21 protein-coding genes are annotated in these 19,598 nt (G+C 49.5%); 13 read left to right on the top strand and 8 right to left on the bottom strand.

Features of this window, described 5'->3' with window-relative positions:
• Positions 1 to 35 precede the first annotated feature (35 nt).
• Positions 36 to 518, bottom strand: coding sequence for an SsrA-binding protein SmpB (gene smpB / locus RAHAQ2_RS17030; RefSeq protein WP_015698410.1), 483 nt, complete (start codon positions 516 to 518; stop codon positions 36 to 38).
• A gap of 156 nt (positions 519 to 674) precedes the next feature.
• On the opposite strand from smpB, the gene RAHAQ2_RS17025 reads away from it, so the two are divergent.
• Both RAHAQ2_RS17025 and RAHAQ2_RS17020 read left to right on the top strand, forming a co-directional pair.
• Positions 675 to 1,109, top strand: coding sequence for a type II toxin-antitoxin system RatA family toxin (locus RAHAQ2_RS17025; RefSeq protein WP_013576738.1), 435 nt, complete (start codon positions 675 to 677; stop codon positions 1,107 to 1,109).
• Complete coding sequence (locus RAHAQ2_RS17020) at positions 1,102 to 1,386, top strand: RnfH family protein (RefSeq protein WP_015698409.1); 285 nt, start codon at positions 1,102 to 1,104, stop codon at positions 1,384 to 1,386. The genes RAHAQ2_RS17025 and RAHAQ2_RS17020 overlap by 8 nt, the downstream gene beginning before the upstream one ends.
• A gap of 77 nt (positions 1,387 to 1,463) precedes the next feature.
• On the opposite strand, the gene bamE is transcribed toward RAHAQ2_RS17020, so the two are convergent.
• The 3 genes from bamE to nadK all read right to left on the bottom strand — a co-directional run bounded on the left by bamE (position 1,464) and on the right by nadK (position 4,557).
• Entirely contained in the window at positions 1,464 to 1,808 is a 345-nt protein-coding gene (gene bamE / locus RAHAQ2_RS17015; RefSeq protein WP_037040188.1) for an outer membrane protein assembly factor BamE, read from the bottom strand.
• A gap of 112 nt (positions 1,809 to 1,920) precedes the next feature.
• On the bottom strand, positions 1,921 to 3,582 hold the full coding sequence (gene recN, locus RAHAQ2_RS17010; protein ID WP_015698407.1) for a DNA repair protein RecN: 1,662 nt from the start codon (positions 3,580 to 3,582) through the stop codon (positions 1,921 to 1,923).
• Positions 3,583 to 3,678: 96 nt separating this feature from the next.
• Positions 3,679 to 4,557, bottom strand: coding sequence for an NAD(+) kinase (gene nadK / locus RAHAQ2_RS17005; RefSeq protein ID WP_015698406.1), 879 nt, complete (start codon positions 4,555 to 4,557; stop codon positions 3,679 to 3,681).
• Positions 4,558 to 4,694: 137 nt separating this feature from the next.
• On the opposite strand from nadK, the gene grpE reads away from it, so the two are divergent.
• Positions 4,695 to 5,282: a nucleotide exchange factor GrpE gene (gene grpE / locus RAHAQ2_RS17000; RefSeq protein ID WP_015698405.1), complete on the top strand. Its 588-nt coding sequence runs from the start codon at positions 4,695 to 4,697 to the stop codon at positions 5,280 to 5,282.
• Between the two features lie 61 nt (positions 5,283 to 5,343).
• Here grpE and ung read toward each other — a convergent pair whose 3' ends face one another.
• Complete coding sequence (gene ung / locus RAHAQ2_RS16995) at positions 5,344 to 6,024, bottom strand: uracil-DNA glycosylase (protein WP_015698404.1); 681 nt, start codon at positions 6,022 to 6,024, stop codon at positions 5,344 to 5,346.
• A 338-nt stretch (positions 6,025 to 6,362) separates the two neighbouring features.
• Here ung and grcA point away from each other — a divergent pair, with 338 nt between their 5' ends.
• A complete protein-coding gene (grcA, locus tag RAHAQ2_RS16990) occupies positions 6,363 to 6,746 on the top strand; it encodes an autonomous glycyl radical cofactor GrcA (RefSeq protein ID WP_015698403.1) in 384 nt (127 codons plus the stop codon).
• Between the two features lie 89 nt (positions 6,747 to 6,835).
• Here grcA and srmB read toward each other — a convergent pair whose 3' ends face one another.
• Positions 6,836 to 8,164, bottom strand: a complete 1,329-nt coding sequence (gene srmB / locus RAHAQ2_RS16985) for an ATP-dependent RNA helicase SrmB (RefSeq protein ID WP_015698402.1) — start codon at positions 8,162 to 8,164, stop codon at positions 6,836 to 6,838.
• A gap of 157 nt (positions 8,165 to 8,321) precedes the next feature.
• Between srmB and trmN the strand changes: the two genes are divergently transcribed.
• Entirely contained in the window at positions 8,322 to 9,068 is a 747-nt protein-coding gene (gene trmN / locus RAHAQ2_RS16980) for a tRNA(1)(Val) (adenine(37)-N(6))-methyltransferase TrmN (RefSeq protein ID WP_015698401.1), read from the top strand.
• Positions 9,069 to 9,149: 81 nt separating this feature from the next.
• Here the strand turns inward: trmN and nadB are convergent, their stop codons facing one another.
• Positions 9,150 to 10,751, bottom strand: a complete 1,602-nt coding sequence (nadB, locus tag RAHAQ2_RS16975; RefSeq protein ID WP_193785486.1) for an L-aspartate oxidase — start codon at positions 10,749 to 10,751, stop codon at positions 9,150 to 9,152.
• Positions 10,752 to 10,965: 214 nt separating this feature from the next.
• Here nadB and rpoE point away from each other — a divergent pair, with 214 nt between their 5' ends.
• Genes rpoE through rseC form a run of 4 tightly spaced genes read left to right on the top strand, consistent with a single transcriptional unit; the run spans position 10,966 to position 13,695 of the window.
• On the top strand, positions 10,966 to 11,541 hold the full coding sequence (gene rpoE / locus RAHAQ2_RS16970; RefSeq protein WP_037040184.1) for an RNA polymerase sigma factor RpoE: 576 nt from the start codon (positions 10,966 to 10,968) through the stop codon (positions 11,539 to 11,541).
• Positions 11,542 to 11,571: 30 nt separating this feature from the next.
• Positions 11,572 to 12,219, top strand: coding sequence for an anti-sigma-E factor RseA (gene rseA / locus RAHAQ2_RS16965; RefSeq protein ID WP_015698398.1), 648 nt, complete (start codon positions 11,572 to 11,574; stop codon positions 12,217 to 12,219).
• Positions 12,219 to 13,169, top strand: a complete 951-nt coding sequence (gene rseB, locus RAHAQ2_RS16960) for a sigma-E factor regulatory protein RseB (RefSeq protein WP_015698397.1) — start codon at positions 12,219 to 12,221, stop codon at positions 13,167 to 13,169. The genes rseA and rseB overlap by 1 nt, the downstream gene beginning before the upstream one ends.
• A 49-nt stretch (positions 13,170 to 13,218) precedes the next feature.
• Positions 13,219 to 13,695, top strand: a complete 477-nt coding sequence (gene rseC / locus RAHAQ2_RS16955) for a SoxR-reducing system protein RseC (protein WP_015698396.1) — start codon at positions 13,219 to 13,221, stop codon at positions 13,693 to 13,695.
• Positions 13,696 to 13,748: 53 nt separating this feature from the next.
• On the opposite strand, the gene RAHAQ2_RS16950 is transcribed toward rseC, so the two are convergent.
• Positions 13,749 to 14,567: a hypothetical protein gene (locus RAHAQ2_RS16950; protein WP_015698395.1), complete on the bottom strand. Its 819-nt coding sequence runs from the start codon at positions 14,565 to 14,567 to the stop codon at positions 13,749 to 13,751.
• Between the two features lie 424 nt (positions 14,568 to 14,991).
• On the opposite strand from RAHAQ2_RS16950, the gene lepA reads away from it, so the two are divergent.
• The 4 genes from lepA to era all read left to right on the top strand — a co-directional run bounded on the left by lepA (position 14,992) and on the right by era (position 19,590).
• Positions 14,992 to 16,791, top strand: coding sequence for a translation elongation factor 4 (gene lepA / locus RAHAQ2_RS16945; RefSeq protein ID WP_037040180.1), 1,800 nt, complete (start codon positions 14,992 to 14,994; stop codon positions 16,789 to 16,791).
• Positions 16,792 to 16,819: 28 nt separating this feature from the next.
• A complete protein-coding gene (gene lepB, locus RAHAQ2_RS16940; RefSeq protein ID WP_015698393.1) occupies positions 16,820 to 17,797 on the top strand; it encodes a signal peptidase I in 978 nt (325 codons plus the stop codon).
• Positions 17,798 to 18,007: 210 nt separating this feature from the next.
• Positions 18,008 to 18,688 (top strand): ribonuclease III, encoded by a 681-nt coding sequence (rnc, locus tag RAHAQ2_RS16935; protein ID WP_015698392.1) that lies wholly within the window; start codon positions 18,008 to 18,010, stop codon positions 18,686 to 18,688.
• Positions 18,685 to 19,590 (top strand): GTPase Era, encoded by a 906-nt coding sequence (gene era / locus RAHAQ2_RS16930; RefSeq protein ID WP_015698391.1) that lies wholly within the window; start codon positions 18,685 to 18,687, stop codon positions 19,588 to 19,590. Before rnc ends, era begins: the two co-directional genes overlap by 4 nt.
• Positions 19,591 to 19,598 lie beyond the last annotated feature (8 nt).

Genomic DNA, 19,598 nt, shown 5'->3' with positions numbered 1-19,598 from the left:
AGTATACCAGAAAAACACCCAGCTAAGCCAGAGTCTTAGCGATTTGCGTGCTTCATGATACGTGCTTTGTCTACTTTCCATTCACGATCTTTAATGTCATCGCGCTTGTCGTGCTCTTTCTTACCTTTCGCCAGGCCGATCTTCACTTTGGACCAGGCATTTTTCCAGTACATGGAAAGCGCGACGACGGTGTAACCATCGCGACTGACTTTTCCGAACAGCGTTTCTAATTCACGCTTGTTGAGCAGTAATTTTCTTGTACGAGTCGGGTCACAAACAATATGACTGGACGCCACGTTAAGGGGTTGAATGGTTGCGCCAAACAAAAAGGCTTCACCGTCGCGGAATGTGACGTAGCTGTCAGTGATGTTTGCTTTACCAGCGCGCATCGATTTGACTTCCCATCCCTGCAAAGCAAGCCCCGCCTCGAATTCATCTTCGATGATATATTCATGGCGAGCGCGTTTGTTCATCGCGATAGTCGCGGAACCGGGTTTATGTGCTTTTTTCTTTGTCATAGTGATACTTATTATACTGTAAGCGATGCCGATTGAAATCCCCACGCAGCGAGAGTCAGGTGTTTTTCCTGTTTGTGGCGCTCTGTGCTTCGTAGTTTTTATTACCGCATGGATAAATGATATTATCTGTACGTTTTATGACACCTGGAAAATGATATGCCACAGATAAGTCGTTCTGCGCTTGTGCCGTTTAGCGTGGAGCAGATGTACACCTTAGTAAATGATGTCGATGCCTACCCGCAATTTCTGCCCGGTTGTACCGGCAGCCGCATCCTGGAAAACAGCGATACGTCGATGACCGCCGCTGTAGACGTTTCCAAAGCGGGCATCAGTAAAACGTTTACCACCAAAAATACGCTAATCAGCAACAAACGCATTGATATGCAACTGGTGGATGGCCCGTTCCGTAAACTGACCGGAGGATGGGATTTCATCGAACTTAGCCCCGATGCCTGCAAAGTTCAGCTCAGTCTTGATTTTGAATTTACAAATAAGTTGATTGAGTTAGCATTCGGTAAAATCTTCAAAGAACTGGCCGGCAGTATGGTTCAGGCATTCACTTTACGTGCGAAAGAGGTCTACAGTGTCTGAGATCCGTGTTGAAGTGGTCTACGCTTTGCCGGAACGTCAGTATCTGCGAACGGTAACACTGCAAGAAGGGAGCAGTGTCGAAGAGGCGGTGAAGGCTTCCGGTTTACTTGAGTTGCGTCAGGATATTGATCTAAAACAGAACAAATTAGGCATCTACAGCCGCCCGGTGAAGCTTGCGGATACAGTCAGTGAGGGGGATCGTATTGAAATTTATCGGCCACTGATTGCCGATCCGAAAGAATTACGGCGTATCCGCGCCGAACGTTCTAAAAAATAAGGCGCCTCAGGCGCCTTATTTTTTTACCCTGAAAGATGATTTTTGGCGGTAACCAGAGACCATCACACCGGGGCGATTTATTTTTGATCGCTCAACTTCGGTTTGTTGTCGATGTTGGTCAGCGTATCAGACTCGTTGAAGGTCAGCGTTAGCGTCTGCTGAGTGACGCCTTCATGGCCTGGTTCCTGACGGAACACGTAATACCAAACATTACTGCCAAACGGGTCGTGCAGCATCGGCGTGCCGAGAACATAAGCAACTTGTTGTTTAGTCATACCGGTATGAATTTTTTGAACATCAGCAGGAGACAGATAGTTCCCCTGATTGATGTCAGGCCGATAAACCACCTTTTCCAGAGTGGAACAGCCCGCAGTAAGCATTACAAGAGCTACAGCGGCGGCAGTTAGCGTTTTACAGCGCATAGTCATTACATTCCTTTAGGGCATAAGATGCCGATGATAATAGACCTTTCATCAGTTTGAAACCTTTGCGGGGCACCTGTATGACCGCTGAACTGTAAAAAAGTTGAGCTTTTTACGCTGCGAGTAGCTCTTTTGCGTTGGCCAGCGTGTTTCGGGTCACTTCACTTCCGCCCAGCAGACGTGCCAGTTCCTGCAAACGCGCCTTTTTATCAAGGCGATTCATTTGGGTTTCAGTCACTTCACCATCAGTTTCTTTGCTGACAAAATAATGCTGATGACCACAACCTGCAACCTGAGGTAAGTGAGTGACGCACATAACTTGCGTGGATTCGCCTAACTGACGCAACAGGCGACCGACTATCGCAGCCGTCGGGCCACTGATTCCGACATCCACTTCATCAAAGATCAGCGCCGGCGTTTCCATTTTCTGTGCCGTGATCACCTGGATAGCCAACGCGATACGTGACAGCTCACCACCGGAGGCCACTTTTGCAAGCGCCTGAAGCGGCTGCCCCGGGTTGGTGGTGACCTGGAACTCGAGGCGGTCTGCCCCTTCCATATTTAAATGTTCGGGTTCGAACTGAACCTGAATTTTAAATTTACCGTGTGGCATGGAAAGTGCCTGCATACTTTGGGTGATCAGATGGGTTAGCTCATCGGCAAAATACTGGCGTTTTTCGTGCAACTGTTCAGCGATAGCTACAGCTTGTTGATAATGGCGCTGTACGGCTTCACTCAGTTCAGACTGATTCGTTTCCTGATCATCCAGGGCCTGCTGTTCCTCGAGCAACTGACGATGTAGCTCAGGGAGCTCTTCAGGGCTGACATGATGTTTACGAGCCAGATTCATCTGGCGGGACAAGCGCTGCTCCAGCTCGAATAAACGGTTTGGATCCATATCCAGACGTTCGCTGTAATGGCGTAATTCATCGCTGGCCTCGCTGACCTGAATGGAAGCGTCGTCAAGCATGACGATCAGTTCATTCATTTTGCTGTCGAGCTCAGCCAGCTCAGCCAACTGATGGCGGGCGCTGTAGAGCAGGCTGACAATATTTTGCTCTTCACCATCTGCCAGCAAATAGAGTGCATTTTGGCTCAGAGAAAGCAGTTGGCCGCTGTTAGCCAGGCGTTTGTATTCCTCATCAATTTGCTCATACTCACCTGCCTGAGGGGCAAATTCATTCAGCTCTTTCAACTGGTATTGCAACAACTGACGGCGCGATTCACGCTCACTCATCTGCTGCTGATATTGTGCCAGCTGACGGCAGCTCTGATGCCAGTTTTGGTAAGCCTTGCGCATTTCTGATAGCAGTAAGGGCTGATCTGAATAAGCGTCGAGTAAATCTTTCTGATGCTCAGGTTTGAGCAGAAGCTGATGGGCGTGTTGTCCATGAATTTGGATCAGGTGCTGGCCCAGTTCACGTAACTGTGACAGGGGAACAGGCGTGCCGTTGATAAAGCCGCGCGAACGGCCATCGCTGCTGATAGTCCGGCGCAATAGACAATCCAGCCCTTCATCGAGCTGATTTTCCGTCAGCCAGTGTTTCGCGGAAGGTGTATCCGCTAAGGTGAACCGCGCGCAGATATCTGCACGGCTGGCGCCGAGGCGCACCATGCTGCCATCCGCCCGGTTGCCCAGACAAAGTCCGAGAGCATCAATAGCAATGGACTTACCGGCACCCGTTTCACCGGTGATGGCTGTCATACCTGCATGAAAATCGATTTCTAATTCGCGGACAATGGCAAAGTTACTGATAGTTAATTGCGCCAGCATGATCACCCTCCTGTACATAACAACAGACCTGTAATTACATACAGTATAAACTGGTTTTATATACAGTAAAGGGGCTGGCGAATTATTTTTATCCGATCAGAAAAGTTTTTTGGACCACCCGAGTTTTGTGCTTAATGTATTGAAATAACTGTAGTCTTTCGGATGAATCAGATTCAGATGGAAGTCGCTGCGGCGGATAACGACTTCTTCACCCGGCTGAATAGGCAGGGCAATCTGACTGTCACAGCTGATTTCAAGGTCATTGCTCATGTGCGAAAACCGCAGGCAAATTGTGCTGCTGCTGTTGATGACCAGCGGGCGCGCCGAGAGCGTATGCGGGAACATTGGCACCAGCGCGATAGCTTCTAATGTTGGCGTCAGGATCGGACCGCCACCAGATAACGAATATGCGGTTGAGCCGGTTGGTGTCGAAATAATCAGACCGTCGGAACGCTGGGAGAAAGCGAATTTGTCATCAATATAGACTTCAAACTCAATCATGTGGGCGACTTTCCCCGGATGGAGAACCACCTCATTGATGGCGGTACTTACGCGACATTGCTGGTCTTTGCAGCGCACCATGGCTTCCAGCAGGAAACGTTGCTCGCTGATGTATTCGCCTTGCAGAACGTCATCAAGTTGCTGCAAAGCGTTATCCGGATCCAGATCGGTCAGAAAGCCGAGATTACCCCGGTTGATGCCGATGACTTTTATGTCATAGCGTGCCAGAACGCGCGCCGCACCCAGCATATTCCCGTCACCGCCGACGACCACGGCTAAATCTGCCAGCTTGCCAATCTCAGCGAGGCTACCTGTCTGTGCGCCTTCCAGGGCTAAATCTTGCGCCACCTGACGTTCGACGACCACCTGATAACCTTTTGAGATTAACCAGTGGTAAAGCATTTCATGGGTGGCAAGTGCGGAAGGATGACGGGGATGTCCGATAATCCCAATGCACTCAAATTTTTTATTCATCGCTGTGGTTATCCTCAGCAGGGTGTGATGACTCCTGCATTATGACCGGTTTCATTAAAAACCAAACCTTGAAACCCCGGTTTTGATCCCCATAATAAGCCAAGTAGCAAGATTAATGCTAAAACGCGGAGAGATTCATGAGTAGTAAAGAACATAAGACACCTGACGAGCAAGTCTCTGAAGAACTGAATCAGGAACAAGAGCTGCAAGCGGAAGCGGAAACCCAGGCGGCAGATGTCGTTGACCCCCGCGATGAACGTATTGCTGAATTGGAAGCACAGCTGAAAGAACTCCAGCAGCGTGAGCGTGACAGCCTGCTGCGGGCGAAAGCGGAAGTGGAAAACATCCGCCGCCGCACTGAGCAGGATATCGAGAAAGCGCATAAATTCGCCCTGGAGAAATTCTCCGGTGAACTGTTGCCGGTAATCGATAATCTGGAACGTGCGCTGGATCTGGCTGATAAATCGAATTCAGAACTGGCGGGTCTGATTGAAGGCGTTGAGCTGACCCTGAAATCCCTGCTGGATGCCGTTCGCAAGTTCGGTATGGAAGTGGTGGCTGATATTCACGTGCCATTCAATCCTGAACTGCACCAGGCGATGACCATGATGGAGTCCGACGAGCTGGAACCTAATCACGTAATGATGGTGATGCAGAAGGGTTACACGCTGAACGGCCGTCTGTTGCGCCCGGCAATGGTTGCGGTCTCTAAAGCCAAAGCCTGATTCTGTTTTAAGCAGACTGACATAATAGAAGAGGCACCTTTACGGGTGCCTCTTTTTTGCGTTATTCCGGCAATCTTGGCACCCAGTCAATCGGTGCCAATCCTTGCTGCACCAGTAAGGCATTCGCCTGTGAGAAGTGCTTACACCCCAGAAAACCCCGGTGTGCAGAAAGCGGAGAAGGGTGCGGTGCTTTCAATACATGATGGCGATGGCGATCGATAATATTGCCTTTTTTCTGCGCATGTGAGCCCCAGAGTAAAAAGACGATCCCTTCACGATTTTCATTCAACGCGGCAATGACTTTATCAGTGAACGTTTCCCAGCCCAGTTTGGCATGCGAATGCGCCTTACCCTCTTCAACAGTCAGCACGGTATTGAGCAACAGTACGCCCTGATCTGCCCAGCTCTGCAAATAGCCGTGAGGAGGCCGTTCAAAGCCGGGAATATCGGCGGTCAGTTCTTTATACATATTCACTAAAGAAGGCGGTGCCGGAATGCCCGGGCGAACGGAGAACGATAAGCCATGAGCCTGGTTGGGTCCGTGATAAGGGTCCTGGCCCAAAATCACGACTTTGACATCTGCCAGTTCAGTAGAACGGAAAGCGTTAAACACATCCTGCTGGGGCGGATAAATTGTTTTACCTGCAGCGCGTTCGGCAGCGACAAACTTCAGTGTATCAACGAAGTAGGGTTGTTCTTTTTCCTGACCGAGCACGTCATGCCAGGTGAGAGTAGTGGACATTGACGCTCTCCTTTTGAAGATAATTTTAAACTGACTGTAGCTTACCTGCTCATCCTGATGAGTTAAACCCGCGCGAGCTTTTGCTGATGTTTATCTGCGACTTAACGTTCTATGCAAAATTTGTTGATAATTTACAAAATAATTTAATCGGACATCTTGGAAAAATTGATATAAATCATAAATATGCTGAAGTAGAGAAATACCCCCAAGGATAAGATTGATATTTATCAAAGAATGCGGGGTCTTCTGCTGTTATATCTGACAACAGGTAAACAGGTTGTCGTTCAAACCTAACGCCAATCAATTAACAGTATCGTAGCCAACAACGGAGGCAACATATGATCACCGGGATCCAAATTACTAAAAGCAACAACGAAGCGCTGAAAAACTCTTTCTGGCTGCTGGATGATGAAAAAGCGGAAGCGCGCTGCGTGTGTGCAAAAGCAGGTTTTGCGGAAGACCAGATTGTTGCTGTCAGCGATCTTGGCCAGTTTGAATACCGTGAAGTACCGATGGAAATTCAGCCGACTGTACGTGTGGAAGGCGGTCAGCATCTGAACGTTAACGTATTGCGCCGTGAAACTTTGGAAGATGCGGTTAAGCATCCTGAAAAATATCCGCAGTTGACCATTCGTGTATCGGGTTATGCGGTGCGTTTTAACTCACTGACTGCTGAGCAACAGCGTGACGTGATTACCCGTACCTTCACTGAAAGTCTGTAATTGCCTCTCAGCTTTTAAGATTATAGAAATAAAAAAACCGCCTCAGTTCATACGGGGCGGTTTTTCTTTGCATCAAATCAGGCCAATATTTATTTAGCGGCGTCTTTTACAGCATCAGGTTTAACACGGCGTTTGCCGACGTTTTTGCTGTCACGATGGCGAACTTTCACTTTCACCTTCGATTTTTCCTGATCCGCTTTCTGCTTCTCTTTGCGTTTCGCCAGCACTTTTTTCGACGGCTTACCGGTGACTTTCTCGCTCGGTGCTTTCGTTTTTGGACGGAATTCGTCCAGCACACGCGCTTTCAGCGGCTCGTTGAGGTAACGACCAATCTTACCGAGCAGCAAATGGTCATGGGCTTCCACAAAGGAAATCGCAGTACCTTTGCGACCCGCACGACCGGTACGGCCAATACGGTGCAGATAGATATCCGCGGTCAGCGGCAGGTCAAAGTTGAAGACATGGCTGATGTCGTTGATATCCAGACCGCGGGCAGCGATGTCGGTCGCAACGAGGACGTTAACGCGGTCTTCAACCATACGTTTGACGGCTTCGGTACGTTTCACCTGCACCATTTCGCCTTCGAGATAACAGGAGTTGATACCTGCTTCGCGCAACCACGCAACCAGCTCATGCACACGCTCGCGCTTACGCACGAAGATGACGGATTTAGTCACATCTTCCTGTTTCAGCAAATGAATGAGCATCCGGGTTTTATGCGCCAGATCGTCGGCACGATAATACCATTGCAGGATTTTTTTGCGTTCGCGACGTGACGGATCAGCTTCGATTTCTACCGGCTCAGTCAGAATGCGCTCTGCAAATTCACGGATAGCTTCCCCTTCCAGCGTTGCGGAGAACAGCAACGTCTGTTTGCGCCAGCGTGCTTCAGCAGAAATCGTTTCGATATCCTGAGCAAAACCCATGTCCAGCATGCGGTCGGCTTCGTCGAGGATCAGTGTTTCGATTGCGCGGCAGTCAAAGTTTTCTTCTTTAATGTATTGCAGCAAACGACCGGTAGTCGCAACAACGATGTCCTGGTTTTCGCTGAACACTTCGGCGTGGTTCATATAAGCCACACCGCCGGTGATGGTCGCGATATCCAGTTCGGTATGTTTGGCTAACTCACGCGCCTGCTCAGCAACCTGCATAGCAAGTTCACGGGTTGGCGTGAGGATCAGAATTCGTGGCGGACCCGATTTCTTACGCGGGAAATCCAGCAAATGCTGTAATGCAGGCAGCAGGAATGCCGCTGTTTTGCCGGTGCCGGTAGGAGCCGAACCCAACACATCGCGTCCGTCCATTGCTGGCGGAATGGCCTCTGCCTGAATGACAGTAGGGCGGCTATAGCCTTTGTCGCCAAGGGCTTCAATCAGGCGTTCATCGAGTTCGAGTTCGGAAAAAGTGGTTACAGTCATGGTCTACCTCTACTTGGGGCGCCGATTATAGACGTGTTAGACGCGATCTTCACCTATTTAAGCGGCTTGCGTGGCTTTTACTCTGCTTCTCTATGCCCTATGCTACGACAGTTTTTGTTTACAGGCCTGTTGGCTGGTGTAATTACGGTGAAATTTAGTGACAAAAGAAGTGAGTTCCGCAAAGCCATTACGGCGTAATGGATTTACCTTTAAACAGTTTTTCGTTGCTCATGATCGTTGCGCGATGAAAGTCGGCACCGATGGTGTTTTGCTGGGTGCGACCGCGCCGGTCAGTCAGGCACGATGTGTTCTCGATATTGGCTGTGGCAGCGGTCTGATTGCCATGATGCTGGCACAACGTAGCAATACTGACACCGTTATTGATGCCGTTGAACTGGAACCTTCCGCAGCCGCGCAGGCTGAAGAGAATTTCCGCGAATCGCTCTGGGCGCAAAGGCTGGCGGTGTATGCCAGGGATATTAATGCTTATGCCCGCGAAAATACGGCTAAATATGATCTGATTGTCAGCAATCCGCCTTACTTTGAATCGGCGGTTGCCTGTCGCGATGATGCCCGAAATGCTGCCCGTTACACCGAAACCCTGACGCACGATGCATTGCTGGAATGTGCGAATAAGCTGATCACGCCGGCGGGACTGTTCAGTGTTGTTTTGCCGTACGACATCGGGCTGGCGTTTGAAACTCTGGCCCATCAAAAAGGCTGGTTCAGCGCCTGGCGGATGGCTGTACGCGATCGCCCCGGAAAACCGCTTAACCGGCTACTGCTGACATTATCAAGGCAATCTGTTGAACGGGTTGATGAGGAACTGGCACTGCGAAAATCGGAAGGGGTTTACAGTGAAGCGTTCTGCGCGCTGATTACCGATTTTTATCTTAACTATTAGTGAGTAGCAGATTAGTCGCGAGTGCCCGGGCTTTCAAAAAGTGCGTTCCTTCGCACTTTCCCGATAGCCTTGTTGCAAATACTACGGCTGCAAAATGGTCGGCTGCGGATTTTCCTGTAAATCAGGATAATCGAGCGTGAAATGCAGTCCCCGGCTCTCTTTGCGCTCCAGGGCACTGCGGACGATCAGCTCGGCAACTAACACCAGATTTCTCAGTTCCAGCAGATTATTGGAAATACGGAAGTTTGCGTAATACTCGTCAATTTCCTGTTGCAGCGTCATGATGCGGCGCAACGCGCGCTCAAGACGTTTTGTCGTGCGCACGATCCCCACGTAGTCCCACATAAACAGCCGCAATTCATGCCAGTTATGCTGAATGACAACCTGCTCATCGGAATTATCTACCCGGCTTTCATCCCATTGCGGAATATTTTTCGCCAGTTTGGCATGCGGCAGGCGTTTGATAATGTCTTCCGCCGCTGACCAGCCATAGACCACGCATTCCAGCAGTGAATTAGAGGCCAGACGGTTAGCGCCATGCAGGCCGGTATAGCTGACTTCGCCGATAGCGTATAGCCCGTCAAGATCGGTACGCCCGTGCTGATCAACCATCACACCGCCGCAGGTATAGTGCGCAGCCGGAACAATCGGGATTGCCTCTTTGGTCAGATCAATACCCAGTGATTGCAGCTTTTCATCAATCATCGGGAAATGATGCTTAATGAATTCAGGCGGGCGATGGCTGATATCGAGATACATGCAGTCGGCGCCAAGACGCTTCATTTCATGATCGATGGCTCGTGCTACGACATCGCGCGGTGCCAGTTCGCCACGTTCATCGAAATCTGGCATAAAACGGGTGCCGTCCGGACGTTTGAGCAGGGCACCTTCGCCGCGCAGTGCTTCCGTCAGCAGAAAGTTGCGTGCCTGAGGGTGATAGAGACAGGTCGGGTGAAACTGGTTAAATTCAAGATTGGCAACACGACAGCCTGCACGCCACGCCATGGCGACGCCGTCGCCGGAAGAGATATCCGGGTTGGTCGTGTACTGATAAACCTTGGCTGCGCCCCCTGTGGCCAGTACAACGGCTTTGGCGCGGAGCGTTTCAACATGCTCTTTATCGCGATTCCAGACATACGCGCCAACGACGCGTTGTGTCCCCGGCAATCCAAGCTTGCTTGAGGTAATTAAATCAACGGCATTATAGCGTTCTTTCACGCAAATATTAGCGTGCGCCCTTGCTTTCCCAACCAGCGTAGTCTCTACTTCTTTACCTGTAGCATCAGCAGCATGCAGGATCCTACGGTGGCTGTGACCGCCTTCACGTGTCAGATGATAACGCTCTTCTGAGCGGGTGTTGGTTTCGGTATCAAACAGTACGCCCTGGTCGATCAACCACTGGACACAATGACGTGCGTTGCTCGCGATAAATTCAACAGCTTCTTTATCGCATAATCCCGCGCCGGCAATTAATGTGTCATCTACATGTGAGGCAATGCTGTCTGCTTCGTCGAAAACGGCGGCAATCCCGCCCTGTGCGTAGAACGTTGAGCCTTCGTTGAGTGGGCCTTTACTGAGAACAGTGACATGGCAGTGGTCTGCAAGTCGCAAAGCCAAAGAAAGGCCCGCAGCGCCACTTCCGATTATCAATACATCGCTAACAAATTCAGATGAAGGTTGCATAACGTATGATGTTTGCAGAAGAAGAGGGAAATTCATGTTAGCCTAAACCTCCGTGCAAAAGCCACGGACTTGAGACTTCAATAGAAAAAACAATGGCGATATGGAACTTAATGTTTCATGTGAACTCCAAGCAGTACTTGCTCAGGAATATAATGATGAAAGCTGGCAGTACGATTTTAAGCGCGGAGAAGGTTTTGGGGAGATTTTACCTCGGATGAGCGAGCAGTTAGCCGATCAGGTTCTGGTTGAGCGGGTCCAGAAGGGTGATCAAAAATCGTTCAATTTACTGGTTATTCGTTACCAGCATAAGGTAGCGAGCCTTGTATCCCGCTATGTACCACAAGGCGATGTGCCTGATGTGGTTCAGGAATCCTTTATCAAAGCGTATCGTGCGCTGGAATCTTTCCGCGGCGACAGTGCTTTTTATACCTGGCTGTATCGTATTGCAGTCAACACAGCGAAAAATTATTTAGTCGCTCAGGGGCGACGTCCGCCATCCAGTGATGTTGATGCGAATGAAGCCGAAAATTTCGAAAGTGGCGGTGCCCTGAAAGAAATTTCGAACCCTGAGAACCTGATGTTGTCAGAAGAGTTACGGCAGATCGTTTTCCGTACTATTGAAGCACTTCCTGAAGATCTCCGTATGGCGATTACTTTGAGGGAGCTGGATGGATTGAGCTACGAAGAAATAGCCGCCATCATGGATTGTCCGGTGGGCACGGTGAGATCCCGTATATTCCGTGCCCGGGAAGCAATTGATAACAAAGTTCAACCGCTCATCCAGCGTTAGAGATGACGGACACAGGAAGGATACTTAGGCATGCAGAAAGAAAAGCTTTCCGCTCTGATGGATGGTGAAGCCATTGATACCGAACTGTTAAGTTTGTTATCAACAGATACCAGGCTTCAGCAAGACTGGCAGAGTTATCATTTGATCCGCGATACCTTACGCGGTGATATTGGGAACGTGGTGCATCTGGATATCGCAGACCGTGTGGCCGCAGCGCTGGCAAATGAGCCGGTAAAACTGGTGCCGGGTTCCGCAACCGAATCACAACCTCAGCCCCATACCTGGCAAAAAATGCCATTCTGGCAGAAGGTTCGTCCTTGGGCGAGCCAGCTGACTCAGGTGGGCGTGGCTGCTTGTGTGTCACTCGCCGTGATTGTGGGTGTTCAGCACTACAACCAGCCTGACGCTTCGGGTGCTTCTCCGGAAACGCCAGCCTTCAATACCTTGCCTATGATGGGTAAAGCTTCTCCGGTGAGCTTCGGCGTGCCAAATGAAGGCAATACCACCAGCGGGCAACAAAATGTTCAGGAGCAACGTAAACGCATTAATGCGATGTTGCAGGATTATGAATTGCAGCGCCGCTTGCATTCAGAGCAGCTTCAGCTCGAACCAGTCACTCCTCAGCAAGCCGCTGTTCAGGTCCCAGGAACTCAGTCTTTAGGAACGCAAACGCAGTAATGAAGCAAATTTGGTTTGCCGTTTGTTTAGCGGCGGGCAGCCTGCTGACTCCAGGTATCGCCTCGGCAGATTCTTCTTCCGAGGCGTTACTCGAAGAGATGGGCAAAGCTTCCCAGACGCTGAATTATGAAATGGGTTTTATCAACATCACGAAGCAAGGGATTGATTCCTTTCGCTATCGTCATGCTGTCTCTCATCAAACTTCCCTCGCCCAACTGGTTCTGATGGACGGTCCGCGCCGTGAAATTGTCCAGCGTGGAAAAGATATCAGCTACTTTGAAACCGGTTTACAGCCCTTTACGCTGGATGGCGATCATATCGTTGATTCCCTGCCTTCCATCGTGTTCGGCGATTTCTCTGTTCTGACCAAATACTACGATTTTATCGCCGTAGGTCGTGCACGCACAGCGGATCGCCTGAGTCAGGTGATCCGGGTTGTGTCCCGTGATGGTACCCGATTCAGTTATGTCATATGGATCGATGAGCAAACGAAATTGCCGATGCGGGTCGATTTACTTGATCGGGACGGTGAAACGCTTGAGCAGTTCCGTGTCATCAGTTTTGATGAGGGAGAACAAGTCGTCGGAACGCTTTCTGATCTCGAAAAAGCCAGTTTACCGCCAGTGCTGTCTTTACCTGCGTCTGAGCAGGTGAAGTTTGACTGGCAAATAAAATGGCTGCCGGCTGGCGTGGCAGAGGTGGCAAGTAGCCGCCGAAACTTGCCAAATATGCCCGTATCGATAGAATCGCGGTTGTATACTGATGGTTTGTTCAGCTTCTCTGTCAATATCAGTGAAACAACCAATGGTCCTTCTGAACAGTTGATCAGGCAAGGGCGCAGAACAGTGCAAACTGAAATACGCAATGGCAATGAAATCACGGTTGTCGGTGAGCTTCCTCCTTCAACTGCCAAACGTATTGCTGATAGCATTGTTTTCTCAGCAAAATAGCTTTTAATCAGAAATAACTGCCTCAGCGACAGAAATACAGGGTGATTACATGATGAAAGAATGGGCCACGGTTGTGTCGTGGCAGGACGGTATTGCGACACTGCGTTGTGAAACACAAGCGGGTTGCAGTAGTTGTCATTCACGTTCAGGGTGTGGCGCTCGCGTATTGAATGAGTTAGGGCCGCAGACCGAACATAATCTCCAGGTCAGCATCAACGAGCCTCTTGCACCAGGTCAGAAAGTTGAACTGGGCATACAGGAAGGCAGCCTGCTGCGCTCGGCGTTGCTGGTTTATATGACGCCGCTCTTTGGTGTGATTGCGGGCGGTGGCATTTTGCAAGCCTTGCTGAAAGCAGATATATACGCGGTTATTGGTGCGGTGCTGGGGGGCGGATTAGGTTTCCTGATTGCCAAAGCGCTTGCTGCAAAAGTCGATGGGAAAGCAGGTTATCAGCCTGTCATCTTGCAGGTGGGGTTACCCCCTGACGCCTTCCGCTATTCAGTTGACAGCACGCTCCCTTCTTAACTTCTCCTGCAATATTTGAAAATGACACAATGTTAGCTGACCCTGTGTCATTTTTAATTTCTGACGGGTATACGGTTTTGGATCATATGTTCGATCAGTGCGATGAAAAGATCCGCACTGGAAAGCGATGTATACTCTACAGAGAAAAGGATGCGACCGTGTTTATCGAGCAGACGTATTAACGGGCTGTTGCTGCCGCCACTGATAAACTGAATATCCTCAACAGGCACTGTTTTCCCTTCGTCGGTGGTTAACACCAGCGCGCTCAGATGTATCTTTTTTTCGTTCAGCGCCAGAAGGTTAGCGCCGATAAATCTTTTCCATCCACAATGTGGATTCACCAGATAGGTAAAAAGAATATCGCCACCCTGAGCCAGCGTATTGAGGGCCCACGGGCCGCGATACATCAGTTGTTCGTTTTTAATGACTTCAATTAACCTTTCAGAATTAGCGATGTTTGGCGTAATACGGTGCCAGATTTTGCTGTTTTCCTCGCGGAAGATCATTGTGTTTAAAATACGACGTGTATATTTACCGCTTCTGAAGCGATATATATCCATGATGCGATCAAAAGGGATAAAACGATTTTTTTTATCCGTCTGGCTTATAACTAAAATGCCATTTTCATGAAGCTGATAGAATTGATTAGGTCGTATCAGACGTCGGAGCAGAATGAGCACCACACCCAGTGCAATACTGAGCAGAGCAGACAAGATCACGCTATGCAGCCCCTCAGCGGTGTAGCCAAAGGCCAGCAAAAATGCAATTTGCACTGCGCCGCCGATCAGTAACAATACAGACAGGACCAGAGTGATCCAAGAGTTGGCTTTGGCAAAGCCATGCTGACTGAGCAGCCGCCCTTCATTGATCATATTGATAACCTTGTGACCGGATTGAATTAAAAAGAAAAAAGATATTTATGGAAGAAGTTGAATTAGAGCTTTATGCGTTAGAAATTATGTAATTTCTTTTATAACAATATATTAAGTTTCAATACGCGTTTCTGTATATGGGTATTTTCCTAAAACCTAAAGGCATGACGTGCCCACAGGAAATAGCGGACTGAGACAAAGCGATGGCGCACACAGACGTTCCGGTAATGAAAACAAATGAAAATGTGGGGATTTCGCCCTGAGAAAGCTCGCATAATCTGGAGTTAGGATGTGGCGAGACTAGGTTTTCATGGTGCTGGCATGTAGAATGCTGCGACTTAGGCGAAAGACAGCCAACCTACAAACCGTCGCTGTATGTTCATGGCGAATGATTCAGAAATACCAAGGTAGAAAAACTTTTATAATGAAGCATATACGAAATTTCTCCATTATTGCCCACATTGACCACGGTAAGTCGACGCTGTCAGACCGTATTATTCAAATTTGCGGTGGCTTATCTGACCGTGAAATGGAAGCGCAGGTCCTCGATTCAATGGATCTTGAGCGTGAGCGCGGGATTACCATCAAAGCGCAAAGCGTGACGCTCGACTACAAAGCGAAAGATGGTCAGGTTTATCACCTGAATTTCATCGACACGCCCGGACATGTCGACTTTTCCTATGAAGTTTCCCGTTCTCTCGCTGCATGCGAAGGTGCGCTATTAGTCGTGGATGCGGGTCAGGGTGTTGAAGCTCAGACGCTGGCAAACTGCTATACGGCAATGGAAATGGATCTGGAAGTCGTGCCTGTCCTTAACAAAATCGACTTACCGGCCGCCGATCCGGATCGTGCAGCGCAGGAAATCGAAGACATCGTCGGTATCGATGCGACGGATGCAGTCCGTTGTTCCGCGAAAACCGGGGTCGGCGTACCAGAAGTGCTGGAGCGTCTGGTACGTGATGTGCCACCACCGGAAGGTGATCCTGATGCGCCACTTCAGGCGTTGATCATTGATTCGTGGTTCGATAACTATCTCGGCGTTGTTTCTCTGGTCCGTATCAAAAACGGCACCATGAGGAAGGGCGACAAAATTAAAGTGATGAGTACCGGACAAGTTTATAACGCCGATCGTCTGGGTATTTTCACGCCTAAGCGTGTCGATAAAGACATTCTGAACTGCGGCGAAGTTGGCTGGCTGGTATGTGCGATCAAAGATATTCTTGGCGCACCAGTGGGGGACACCCTGACTCTGGCTCGCCAGCCTGCTGACAAAGCGTTGCCTGGTTTCAAGAAAGTGAAACCTCAGGTTTACGCTGGCCTGTTCCCGGTCAGCTCTGATGACTATGAAAACTTCCGTGATGCGTTAGGCAAACTGAGCCTCAATGATGCTTCTCTGTTCTACGAACCAGAAAGCTCTACCGCGCTGGGCTTTGGCTTCCGTTGTGGTTTCCTGGGGCTGTTGCACATGGAAATCATTCAGGAACGTCTGGAACGTGAATACGATCTGGATCTGATCACCACGGCACCGACCGTCGTTTATGAAGTTCTGACGACCAGCAATGAAACTGTTTATGTCGATAGCCCGTCCAAACTGCCTGCGTTGAATAACATTCTGGAACTGCGTGAGCCTATTGCCGAGTGTCACATGTTGATGCCGCAGGAATATCTGGGCAGTGTGATTACTTTATGTATTGAGAAGCGTGGCGTACAGACCAACATGGTTTACCACGGCAATCAGGTCGCACTGACTTATGAAATTCCGATGGCGGAAGTCGTACTCGATTTCTTTGATCGCCTGAAGTCAACGTCACGCGGTTATGCGTCGCTTGATTACAATTTCAAACGTTTTCAGACTTCTGACATGGTGCGTGTTGATGTTCTAATCAACGGCGACCGTGTGGATGCACTGGCGCTAATCACTCACCGTGGCAATTCCCAGTTCCGTGGACGCCAGCTTGTTGAGAAGATGCAGGAACTGATCCCGCGTCAGCAGTTCGATATTGCTATCCAGGCGGCGATTGGTGCTCACATCATTGCCCGTTCAACCGTGAAGCAATTACGTAAAAACGTTCTCGCCAAATGTTATGGCGGTGACGTCAGTCGTAAGAAAAAACTCTTGCAGAAACAGAAAGATGGTAAGAAACGCATGAAACAAGTGGGTAACGTAGAGTTACCACAAGAAGCGTTCCTGGCCATTCTTCACGTGGGCAAAGACAGCAAGTAAATCCTTAATTGAGTTGTAGGGAGTATGCATGGCTAACATGTTTGCCCTGATTCTGGCGGTTGCAACGCTGGTATCAGGGATTATCTGGTGCCTTGATCGTTTTAAGCTGGCACCCGCGCGCCGGGCTAAAATTGCTAAAATTAAAGCTGAAACGGGTGGTGCCGTTGACGATTCAACGCTGAACAAAGTGGCGAAGCAACCGGGCTGGGTGGAAACCTGTGCGTCGGTATTCCCTGTATTGTTAGTTGTGTTTGTGGTGCGTTCATTTATTTATGAACCTTTCCAGATCCCGTCCGGTTCCATGATGCCAACGCTGCTTATTGGCGATTTCATCGTGGTGGAGAAATATGCGTACGGTCTGAAAGATCCTATTACTCAGACTAAGCTGATCCCAACCGGTGAGCCGAAACGTGGCGATGTAGTCGTATTTAAATATCCGCAAAATCCGAGCGTGGACTATATTAAACGTCTGGTAGGTTTACCGGGTGACCGCGTGACATACGATCCGTTCAGCAAGCAAGTGACCGTTCAGCCTGCCTGTGAAACGGGCAAAAATTGCAACACCGCACTGGCTGTGACATATGACACCGGGGTTGCCAGCGATTTCGTACAGACTTTTGGTCAGTCTTCGGGCGGCGAAGCCAGCAGTGGTTTCTTTGAAACACCACCGACGGGTAACGTGCCACAAGACGGTGTCCGTCTTGTACAGCGCAATGAAACACTGGGCAATGTCACGCATCGTATTCTGACCGTGCCAGGCGCGCGTGACCAACTGGGTGCTTATTATCAGCAACCGGGTCAGCCACTGGGAACGTGGGTGGTGCCGGCTGGCCATTACTTCATGATGGGCGATAACCGTGATAATAGCGCCGACAGCCGTTATTGGGGCTTTGTGCCGGAACAAAATTTAGTGGGTAGAGCCTCTGCAATTTGGATGAGCTTTAAAAAACAGGAAGGTGAATGGCCTACCGGTGTTCGTTTAAGCCGTATCGGTGGAATTCATTAATTTAATGGTGCCTATTACCGCAGCATTATATGTCCACTCGTTGTAGAATATCCTTTCGGGCGATAAAAGTTGGCTCCCCTGATTTTAAATTTTATTTAAAACCAACAGAGGGAGCCACTGCAAACGAAACAGCTTTGGATTGGCTTAGGGCGAAGCAGGCCTGTTCCGTATGCTGAAGTTTTTGACGCATTCTTAGTCTATTGGTAACTCATGAATCCCATCGTAATAAACAGGCTTCAGCGGAAGCTGGGCTACACTTTTCAACAGCAGGAGCTTTTATTGCAGGCACTGACTCACCGCAGCGCAAGCAGTAAACACAATGAGCGTTTAGAGTTCCTGGGTGACTCAATTCTTAGTTATGTCATTGCTAACGCGCTGTACCATCGTTTTCCTCGCGTAGACGAGGGCGATATGAGTCGTATGCGTGCCACATTAGTACGTGGAAATACGCTAGCGGAAATGGCGCGTGAATTCGATCTCGGCGAATGTTTACGCTTAGGGCCGGGCGAATTGAAAAGTGGTGGTTTCCGCCGCGAGTCGATTCTTGCGGATACGGTGGAGGCACTCATTGGCGGCGTGTTCCTGGACAGTGATATCCAGACCGTCGAAAAGCTGATTCTCGATTGGTACCGTAGTCGTTTGGACGAAATCAGTCCCGGTGATAAGCAGAAAGACCCAAAAACCCGCTTACAGGAGTTTTTGCAAGGTCGTCATCTGCCGTTGCCTTCTTATCTGGTTGTGCAGGTTCGCGGTGAAGCGCACGATCAGGAGTTTACCATCCACTGCCAGGTCAGTGGCTTGAGCCAGCCGGTTGTAGGAACCGGTTCAAGTCGCCGTAAAGCCGAGCAGGCGGCAGCGGAACAAGCGCTGATACAGCTGGAGCTTGAATGAGCGAAGAAAAGAATTACTGTGGTTTTGTTGCAATCGTAGGCCGTCCTAACGTCGGCAAATCTACCTTGCTCAATGAATTATTGGGGCAAAAAATCTCCATTACTTCCCGCAAACCACAAACCACGCGTCACCGCATCATGGGTATCCATACTGAAGGGCCATATCAGGCCATTTACGTAGATACCCCGGGGCTGCACATTGAAGAAAAACGTGCTATCAACCGTCTGATGAATCGTGCTGCAAGCAGCTCAATCGGTGATGTTGAACTGGTGATCTTCGTTGTTGAAGGCACTAACTGGACTGCCGATGACGAAATGGTGGTCAACAAGCTGCGTGATTTGAAATCACCGGTTCTGCTGGCGATCAACAAGATTGATAACGTCACCGACAAATCTAAGTTATTGCCACATTTGCAATTCCTTAGCGAGCAGATGAACTTCGTCGATATCGTGCCTATCTCCGCAGAGAAAGGGATAAACGTTGATACCATCGCGGCTCTGGTGCGCAAACGTCTGCCGGAAGCGGTTCATCACTTCCCGGAAGATTACATTACTGACCGTTCACAGCGCTTTATGGCCTCTGAAATCATCCGTGAAAAACTGATGCGTTTCCTGGGCGAAGAGTTGCCGTATTCTGTGACCGTTGAAATCGAACGCTTTGTCAGCAATGAGCGGGGCGGATACGATATCAATGGGCTGATTCTGGTAGAACGTGAAGGCCAGAAGAAAATGGTTATCGGCAACAAAGGCTCTAAAATCAAAACGATTGGGATTGAAGCTCGCCACGACATGGAAAACATGTTTGAAGCGAAAGTCCATCTTGAGTTGTGGGTTAAGGTTAAATCCGGCTGGGCAGACGACGAACGTGCGTTGCGCAGTCTGGGTTATGTAGACGACTTATAAGGTCCGCG

Origin of the sequence: Rahnella aquatilis CIP 78.65 = ATCC 33071 (genome assembly GCF_000241955.1) — a bacterium.
Classification (GTDB): domain Bacteria; phylum Pseudomonadota; class Gammaproteobacteria; order Enterobacterales; family Enterobacteriaceae; genus Rahnella; species Rahnella aquatilis.
Note: the sequence above shows the minus strand (reverse complement) of the source record. Positions and strands in the feature narration are given on the sequence as shown.